Genomic DNA, 7,746 nt, shown 5'->3' with positions numbered 1-7,746 from the left:
GTAGAATCTTTTGTATGAGATTGTAAAGTTATAGTATTTGCAGTTTTAGCATTGACTTTAGAATTTGTTTTAGAATGTAAGACTTGGCTTCTTAGAGGAGTATTATTGCCCCCCCCCCCCCGCAGGGTATTGAGGTTGTAAGTGTAGAGTTTTGCATAGGTTATTCTCCTTGTATATTATGAAAACACCAAATTAATAATTGATTTTAGGTATTTTAATTCAATAAAGATTAAATTAATTTTAATGGTATCGTATTGGTTACTGCAAAAAACTTATATAAACTCATTTTTGATAGTTTTCTATCCACTTTTCCGCGATTCTTATAGCATTGGTTGCTGCCCCTACACGCAACTGGTCAGCTACACACCAAAGGTGTAGTATCTTTTTGTCATAATTATCTACACGCACTCTCCCTACATAGGTATCATCGGTATCCGTAGCAAGGGTAGGCATAGGGTATTTGCCCTCTTGTGGATTGTCTATTAGGACTAAAGAGGGGGCTTGTTTTAATACCTCTTGAGCTTTTTCTTTGCTCACCTCTTTTTCAAATCTTATCGTGATAGATTCACTATGGCTACGCAAAATAGGCACACGCACACAAGTAGCACTCACTTCAAAATCACTATGGAGTATCTTATTAGTCTCTTTTACCATTTTCATCTCTTCTTTGGTGTAGCCATTTTCTAAAAACACATCAATTTGTGGGATAAGGTTTAAGGCTATACGATGAGGAAATGCTTTAGCCTCACAAGAATCCAAACTGAAATCAAAGAATTTTTGCATTTGTATTACTAATTCTTCCATTCCCTTTTTACCCGCACCAGAAACTGCTTGGTAAGTGCTAACATCTACGCGCTTAATCCCAAAGGCTCTATGCAAAGGGGCTAAAACCTGAACCATTTGGATAGTAGAGCAATTAGGGTTTGCGATAATCCCTGTTTTTTCCCATAAACCAATATCCTTAGGATTAACTTCTGGGACAACTAGAGGCACATCTTCTTGCATTCTAAAATAGCTTGTATTATCAATCACTACCGCACCGGATTTAGCTGCACTTTGAGCAAATTCTGCACTCACACTACCTCCTGCAGAGAAAAATGCGATTTCAATCTTTTGTTCTTCAAAGACTTTATGGGTAAGCTCCCTTATGGCATAAGTTTTGCCCTGATATTCTATCTCTCTCCCTACACTTCTAGCACTTGCTAGAGGGATAAGCTCTGCAATAGGAAAATCCCTCTTCTCTAATACCCTAAAAAGCTCCTCACCTACTGCCCCTGTGGCACCCACTACAGCTACATTATACTTTTTCATCACTTTCCTTATAGTTTAATATTATATTGCTCCATTTTCTGCATAAAAGATTCCTTTTTCATCCCTAAAAGGGAGGCGGCTTTATCCATATCTGAATCACAACTTTTTAAAGCTTCATAAAGCAACTCCTCTTCTAAATTTGCTATCTTTTTCGCCCCTCCGCTCTCTCTTGAGCTTAAGAATAAATCCTCTGGCATAATGGTATCTTCCTCACACAAAATAGCCGCCCTCTCAACAACAGATAAAAGTTCTCGAATATTACCTGGCCAATTATAGGCTAAAAGCTGCTCTTTTGCACCCTTGCCCCATTTTTTCTTTCCTATACCATATTGTAAATCTACTTGCTCTAACTTCCATTCGCAAAGCGGAATAATCTCTTCTTCTCTCTCTCTTAATGGAGGGATATGCACGGGGATAGTTTGCAGTCTAAAGAATAAATCCTCTCTAAACTCTCCTTGCTTAATCTTCTTTTGAATATCGGCATTAGTCGCTGCGATAAATCGAATATCTACCTTAAGGGGCTTACTACTCCCAAGCCTAACAACTTCCCTCTCTTGCAAAACCCTTAATAATTTCGCCTGTAATGCAAGGGGCATTTCTCCAATTTCATCTAAAAAGAGTGTTCCTCCATTAGCTATTTCAAATTTCCCTGCCCTACCCTCTGTAGCGTCTGTAAAAGCACCTTTTTCATAACCAAAAAGTTCTGATTCTAATAAATTCTCTGGAATGGCTGCCATATTAATAGCTACAAAGGGGGAATTGTGCCGTAAAGAGTTTTGGTGAATATGGTTTGCAAAAAGTTCTTTTCCTACACCACTCTCCCCTAATAACAACATAGAAGCATCTGTTTTAGCGGCTTTATTCACAAGCTTTAGGATATTTTCTAATGCTGCTGAAGTAGCAACAAAACTTTGTTTTTGTGAAATAGCGGATTTTTTGGGAGATTTAGCGATGACCTCTTTTGCTTTCTTGGCCCGCTTTATCGCTTCTACTAAAGTTTCCACTTCAAAGGGTTTGGTTAAAAAGTCCTTGACCCCTAGGCGGATAGAATCAATAGCTTTATTTAAAGTCGCATTTCCTGTTATAATCAAAGCTTCATAACGACCATTGAGGGTTTTTAAAAATTCTAATCCGTCCATTTGGGGCATATTAATATCTGTAATAATCAAATCGATAGAATCATCAAGTTTTTTTAAGGCATCTTTTGCGCTTTTGAAACTTATCACTTCAAAATCTTTATATTCCCCTAAAGCAATTTCTAAAGATTTTCGCATATTAATATCATCTTCTACAATAGCTAATTTCATCTCATCTCCTTATTCTTAAGAGCAAAAATCGTTGCGATTCCGCTCTCAAACTCTATTTGGATACGCATTGGAGGTATCCATAAAAAGGTTAGTGATTGGCTTTGTAAATGCTGCATTTTTGTCCTATCCTCTAACTTAATCCCCCAAGCAAAAAAACATTCTAAAATCTCTTCTTTATGCTCTTTTAAAAACTCTTTTTCGCTCCTTGCTAAATGAGAGATTTCACATTTTTTATTAGGATTCTTGTCTTTATTTAGCACCTTTGCCCCTATCATTGTAGGGGAGAAATAATACTTTTCTTTTAAAATTATGCCATTTTTCACATTTAGTTGATAGGAAAAGATATATTCAGAAGCATAAAATGGCATTGACAAAAAGAGGACAAAAATAATCTTTTGCATTATTCCTCTTTGTTATTTGCTCCTAGCAAACCTATATCCTCATCACTCTCTTGTATTTCTTTTTCTTCTTTAGGGCATCGTGCGATAGACACTACTTTTTCATCATTGACATTTACAATAATCACTCCACTTGTAGCCCTACCTGCTTTGCGGATACTTTGCATATCTACCCTAATCATCTTACCGCTGCTTGTTAGCACCATTAAATCCATATTTTCATCAACATTCACAACACCTACTAATTTTCCTGTTTTAGGGGTAAGCTTCATAGCAATCACCCCTTTACCGCCTCTTTTGGTGATTCGATATTCGTTAGCCTCTGTTCTTTTGCCAATACCCTTTTCACTAACGCTTAAAATCTCCTCATTCTCATTAGCAATAATCGTTGCACCAATCACATAATCTTTTAACATTTTAAACTTAATAGCAGTAACCCCTCTTGCTGCACGACCAATTTCCCTAACATCCTCTACAACAAATCGCACACACATTCCCTCATAAGTAACTACTAAGATTTCTTTAATCTCTGAAGAAATAATTTTAGCAGTAACCAACTCATCATTATCATCAAGATTAATAGCCCTAACCCCGACACTTCTTATATTTTTAAATTCACTTAAATTCGTTCGCTTAATGATTCCATTCTTGGTAAAAAAGGCAATAGATTTATCATTATTAAAATCTTTAGTTGTGATAGTTGCCATAATCTTTTCATCAGGAGAGAGATTAATAAGATTTACGACAGCTTTACCAATAGCGGTTCGGCTTGCTTCTGGAATCTTATAGACTTTAAGCCAATAGAGTTGTCCTTTGTTAGTAATAAACATAATCGTATCGTGCGTATCAGAGACAAAGAAACTTTCAATAAAATCATCATCGTGCGTATTCGCAGAGATTTTACCTTTTCCACCACGATTTTGCTTTTCATAGGTTCTAACTGGAACTCGCTTAACATAACCTCTATGGCTCATAGTAACAACTACGGATTCATTAGGGATTAAATCCTCCATATCAATACTTTCATAGTCTTCTTCAATAGCGGTTAATCGCTTCGTTGAAAACTTCTCTTTTATCTCTAGTAATTCTTCTTTAATAATTTTGTTTAAGAGTTCCTCACTTTTCAAAATAGAGCTTAGGTATTCAATCTCTTTAAGGAGTTCTTGGTATTCATTTTCTATTTTATCCCGCTCTAAACCAGTTAATCGTTGTAACCGCATTTCTAAAATTGCTTGGGCTTGAATCTCACTTAAATTAAACTTACTCACTAATCCCTCTTTAGCCACTTTAGAATCACTACTAGAGCGGATAAGTGCTACGATAGCGTCAATATGTTCTAAGGCAACCCTTAAACCCTCTAAAATATGCGCTCTAGCCTTTGCCTTTTCTAGCTCAAAAATACTGCGGCGGATAACGATACTTTTACGATGGGAGATAAATAAATTTAAAAGCTCTAAGAGAGTAAAAATTTTAGGCTCTTTATTATAAATGGCTAGGAGTATGATGCCAAAAGTGCTTTCCATAGGTGTAGATTTAAAAAGGTGATTAAGCACAATCTCACTCATTGCCTCTTTTTTTAACTCAATAACAACCCTTATCCCTTCTCTATCAGATTCATCCCTTACTTCAGAAATGCCTTCAATAACCTTTTCTTTTGCAAGTTCAGCAATTTGCTCTACAAGTCGTGCCTTATTGACTTGATAGGGTATTTCATCAATCACAATCACATCTTTAGTTTTGGTTTTTTCAATATGGGTTTTTGCCCTAATCTTAATTCTGCCTCTACCACTTTCATAAGCTTCCCTTATCCCATTTTTACCATAAATAATTCCGCCTGTTGGAAAATCTGGTCCCTCAATAAATCTTAAAATCTCATCAAGCTCTGCTTTGGGATTATCAATCATATAAACTAGAGCATCTATAATCTCATCTACTCTATGTGGGGGGATATTTGTAGCCATTCCTACCGCAATTCCATTAGAACCATTGACTAAAAGATTAGGAAGACGACTAGGTAGAATATCAGGCTCTTTTAGGGTATCATCATAGTTAGGGAGAAAATCCACAGTCTCCTTATCAATATCCCGCAAAATCTCTTCAGAAGCTTGAGTCATCCTTGCTTCGGTATAACGCATAGCCGCAGCACTATCCCCATCAATACTACCAAAGTTCCCTTGTCCATCGACAAGTCTTAGACGCATAGAAAAATCTTGTGCCATTCTTACTAATGCATCATAAACTGCAGTATCTCCGTGAGGATGGTATTTACCTATCACATCCCCTACAATCCTTGCAGACTTTTTATAAGCAACCCTAGAAGTAACCCCAAGTTCATACATTGCATAAAGTATTCTTCTATGGACAGGTTTCAAACCATCTCTAGCATCAGGTAATGCACGCCCTACAATAACACTCATAGAATAATCAAGATAACTCTCTTTAATAGAATCTTCAATATTTATATTTTGAATATCTTGGTTTAGCAAATCAGACATTTATTCCCTTTAAAAATACAAAAATGTGGCTAGATTCTACCCTCATTTTACTTTAATCTTGCTAATTAGCATAACAATGTGTTTGGATAGAGGGGTATGCTTGAAAAATGGTAGTTTTACTATTAACTTCACAAAGAAAATGCACAATTTCTTTAGCTTTTAAAATTTTTTTTTGCACCTTTCCAGTAATAATTCCTGCAAAGAAATCTTCTACAAAAAAATCCTTACTCTTTACGAAAATAGGCATTCCTAAAAAATTTTCTTTTTGGACTTGTAATAAAGTCATAAATTTTCCTAAGGGCATCATTTTTCTTTGAAACTCTAGCCAATTACCAATCATGATATAAGAAATATCCGCATTTTTATCTAAAGTAAAATCTTGAGATTCTTCTAAAAGATTTAAAAAACTTTCTTCAAAAATCAATGCCCGAAAACTTCCCTGCGGAAGAATATTACAATAAATATCTGTAAAGGTAGAAATTGCCAAAATCGCTAAATCTAAATTTGTATCTAAGGCTAAGACTTTAGCATAACCAAGACAAGCAATGGGATTGTTTAGGGCTTCTGTATCATAAACTAGGATATTCCCTACTTTGCTATTTTGATAAACATTTTGTGCGCTTGTAATGATTAAGCCATCATTAATAATAATTCCATAACCCTCTATTTCATTATACATCCCAAAGTCTGTAACAATCTTTACACCATACCTTAACCAAGAAGGGTATAAAGACTCTGCATTAAGATTTACAGCTAAGAAAAGTAACAAAATAATCTTAGGCATATTATTCCCTTGTCAGTAGAGTTTTAAATCCCAATACTACAATAACTTTCTTTAAATATTATTCCAAGACTATTATATTTTCATAACCATAAGCACTCTTTTAATTTAATCCTAAATTTTTAGTAAAAATTATAATTTTAACGCTTTTATAGTCTATAATATCTATCTTTAAATAATAAAAAATTTAGAAAACTTAAAGGAGAATCCCAATGAAAACTAAAACATTTGATACTAGTAAAGAAGTCCTTGATAAATTGCAATTTGCTATGATAAAAACACAAAAAGGTAATATGAGCATTAGACTTTTCCCCAATGAAGCACCAAATACTGTAGCAAACTTTGCTTCTTTAGCACAAAGTGGGTTTTATGATAATCTTAATTTTCACCGCGTAATTGCTGGATTTGTCGCACAAGGAGGTTGTCCTGAAGGGAGTGGAAGAGGAGGACCCGGATATAGTATTGCCTGTGAGCTAGAAAACAATCCCCATAAACACCTAAAAGGAACCCTTTCTATGGCACACGCTGGAAGAGATACTGGCGGAAGTCAATTTTTCATCTGTTTTGCCCCCCAACCTCATCTTGATGGGGAACATACTATCTTTGGACAAATAGAAGATAAAGAAAGCTTGAAAGTCTTAGATTCTCTTAAAGAGGGAGATATTATCTTAACCATTATCGTTTAAAGTGATAAACTCTAAAAACTTAAGCGGTTTTTAGAGTAATAACTGCAAGGATAATCATACAAATTCCAACCCAACCTATGGGTTTAAGCTTTTGTTTAAAAAAATACCATCCCCCAAGTGTAGTTCCTAAAATCCCTATACTTCCCCAAAGCGTGTAAGCTATGGCAAGCTTCATTCCCTCTAAACTTAATACTAAGAGATAAAAAGCTAACCAAACTAACAAAATCGATAAAATTCCCCATTTAAGATTCTTAAACCCATTAGACTTATTCAATGCAAGATTTGCAAAAACATCTAAAAGGGCTGCTAAAACAACATAGAGTAAGTAAATATTAAACATTGCTAGGCTTCTCTCCAAAATTTACTAGTGCAATTCCAAGGAGTGCTAATGCTAAACCTATATATTCTTGCATTTTTAATTCTGCCCCAAATGCAAAAATAGCAATAATTGTAATAAGGCTTAAGCCTACAATCTCCCAAATCGCGTAGGCCATGCCTACGCTAATCTTTTTTAGGGATAAAGACATACAATAATACGCAATGGCAATGCTAATAAAGAGTATAGATAGCACCAAAGCTTTATTATCCTCTTGTGAATAATTAACAATAGAAACGCCAAATACTTCAGAAAAAATCGCTAAAAATAAAAAAATCCAAGCCTTTAACATATTCTACCCTTATCTAAGACTACTAAATAAATTATAAATCCCCATTCCCCATAAGTGATAAATTATAACATAAAGGATAAATAAAACAAAAAATCGCTAA

8 protein-coding genes are annotated in these 7,746 nt (G+C 34.9%); 1 reads left to right on the top strand and 7 read right to left on the bottom strand.

From position 1 onward, the window contains the following. Nucleotides 1-282 precede the first annotated feature (282 nt). From LS72_RS06065 to LS72_RS10845, 5 genes are all read right to left on the bottom strand, one after another. Entirely contained in the window at nt 283-1,311 is a 1,029-nt protein-coding gene (locus tag LS72_RS06065) for an aspartate-semialdehyde dehydrogenase (RefSeq protein ID WP_034552341.1), read from the bottom strand. Between the two features lie 8 nt (nt 1,312-1,319). Next, the gene (locus LS72_RS06060; protein WP_034552339.1) at nt 1,320-2,618 is read right to left on the bottom strand and encodes a sigma-54-dependent transcriptional regulator; all 1,299 of its coding nucleotides are present in this window, start codon (nt 2,616-2,618) and stop codon (nt 1,320-1,322) included. Continuing rightward, nucleotides 2,615-3,019: a hypothetical protein gene (locus LS72_RS06055; RefSeq protein WP_034552337.1), complete on the bottom strand. Its 405-nt coding sequence runs from the start codon at nt 3,017-3,019 to the stop codon at nt 2,615-2,617. Before LS72_RS06055 ends, LS72_RS06060 begins: the two co-directional genes overlap by 4 nt. After that, on the bottom strand, nt 3,019-5,511 hold the full coding sequence (gene gyrA, locus LS72_RS06050; RefSeq protein WP_138155175.1) for a DNA topoisomerase (ATP-hydrolyzing) subunit A: 2,493 nt from the start codon (nt 5,509-5,511) through the stop codon (nt 3,019-3,021). The genes LS72_RS06055 and gyrA overlap by 1 nt, the downstream gene beginning before the upstream one ends. 61 nt (nt 5,512-5,572) lie before the next feature. After that, on the bottom strand, nt 5,573-6,295 hold the full coding sequence (locus LS72_RS10845; protein WP_034552335.1) for a hypothetical protein: 723 nt from the start codon (nt 6,293-6,295) through the stop codon (nt 5,573-5,575). Nucleotides 6,296-6,504: 209 nt separating this feature from the next. Between LS72_RS10845 and LS72_RS06040 the strand changes: the two genes are divergently transcribed. Continuing rightward, complete coding sequence (locus LS72_RS06040) at nt 6,505-6,978, top strand: peptidylprolyl isomerase (protein WP_034552332.1); 474 nt, start codon at nt 6,505-6,507, stop codon at nt 6,976-6,978. 19 nt (nt 6,979-6,997) lie between these two features. On the opposite strand, the gene LS72_RS06035 is transcribed toward LS72_RS06040, so the two are convergent. Next, nucleotides 6,998-7,309 (bottom strand): DMT family transporter, encoded by a 312-nt coding sequence (locus LS72_RS06035; protein ID WP_238700733.1) that lies wholly within the window; start codon nt 7,307-7,309, stop codon nt 6,998-7,000. A gap of 1 nt (nt 7,310) precedes the next feature. Continuing rightward, nucleotides 7,311-7,646: a DMT family transporter gene (locus LS72_RS06030; RefSeq protein ID WP_034552327.1), complete on the bottom strand. Its 336-nt coding sequence runs from the start codon at nt 7,644-7,646 to the stop codon at nt 7,311-7,313. Nucleotides 7,647-7,746: the final 100 nt, after the last annotated feature.

This window comes from Helicobacter apodemus (genome assembly GCF_000765745.2).
In the GTDB taxonomy this organism is placed as follows: domain Bacteria; phylum Campylobacterota; class Campylobacteria; order Campylobacterales; family Helicobacteraceae; genus Helicobacter_D; species Helicobacter_D apodemus.
The sequence above is the reverse complement of the archived record's forward strand: the minus strand, read 5'-3'. Positions and strand labels throughout refer to the sequence as shown.

Bases quoted from the DNA above. Each gene is read 5' to 3' on its own strand.
- LS72_RS06065 (WP_034552341.1), bottom strand. From the start codon at position 1,311: ATGAAAAAGTATAATGTAGCTGTAGTGGGTGCCACAGGGGCAGTAGGT.
- LS72_RS06060 (WP_034552339.1), bottom strand. From the start codon at position 2,618: ATGAAATTAGCTATTGTAGAAGATGATATTAATATGCGAAAATCTTTA.
- LS72_RS06055 (WP_034552337.1), bottom strand. From the start codon at position 3,019: ATGCAAAAGATTATTTTTGTCCTCTTTTTGTCAATGCCATTTTATGCT.
- gyrA (WP_138155175.1), bottom strand. From the start codon at position 5,511: ATGTCTGATTTGCTAAACCAAGATATTCAAAATATAAATATTGAAGAT.
- LS72_RS10845 (WP_034552335.1), bottom strand. From the start codon at position 6,295: ATGCCTAAGATTATTTTGTTACTTTTCTTAGCTGTAAATCTTAATGCA.
- LS72_RS06040 (WP_034552332.1), top strand. From the start codon at position 6,505: ATGAAAACTAAAACATTTGATACTAGTAAAGAAGTCCTTGATAAATTG.
- LS72_RS06030 (WP_034552327.1), bottom strand. From the start codon at position 7,646: ATGTTAAAGGCTTGGATTTTTTTATTTTTAGCGATTTTTTCTGAAGTA.